The sequence below is a fragment of the Micromonospora sp. D75 genome, from assembly GCF_018070405.1.
In the GTDB taxonomy this organism is placed as follows: domain Bacteria; phylum Actinomycetota; class Actinomycetes; order Mycobacteriales; family Micromonosporaceae; genus Micromonospora; species Micromonospora chalcea.
Genome location: NZ_JAGPXV010001182.1, coordinates 1 through 483 on the forward strand (window position 1 = coordinate 1; position 483 = coordinate 483).

The 483-nt window shown below is 70.2% G+C and carries 1 protein-coding gene; it reads left to right on the forward strand.

The genetic code is table 11. The features are described from left to right. Window positions 1-56: 56 nt before the first annotated feature. A partial coding sequence (locus KBX39_RS34185) for a PQQ-dependent sugar dehydrogenase (RefSeq protein ID WP_210874296.1) occupies window positions 57-483 on the forward strand: 427 nt, incomplete at its 3' end.

The following is a 483-nucleotide window of genomic DNA, read 5'->3' on the forward strand; positions in this document are numbered from 1 at the left end:
GTGCTCCTCCAGTCGGCGGGAGCGGCACCGAGATCCCCCGGACAGCTGGAGGTCTCGTGTCCCGCACTCTGCGTCGACGGCTCGTCAGCGCCACCACTCTGCTCACCGTCCTGGTCACCCTCTGCCTCGTCCCGCAGGCAAGCGTTCTACCGGCCGCCGCGTCCCCGGCCCAGGCCGCCGCCCTCGCCCCGCCCGCCACCATCGGGTTCGAGAAGGTCGCCCTCGACGGTGGCCTCTCCATGGGCGAACCGATCGAACTGGCCGTCGCACCAGACGGCAAGGTCTTCTACATCAACCGGGGCACCAGCAGCGCCGGTGGCCAGGTCCGCCTCTACAACCCGGCGACCAGGTCCACCACCGTGGCCCTCACCCTGGCGCTGGACGCCCGCTTCGAGGACGGCCTGATCGGCATCACCCTGCACCCGAGCTTCGCGAGCAACCGCTGGGTCTACCTCTTCTACTCGCCGAAGGTCACCCCACTGG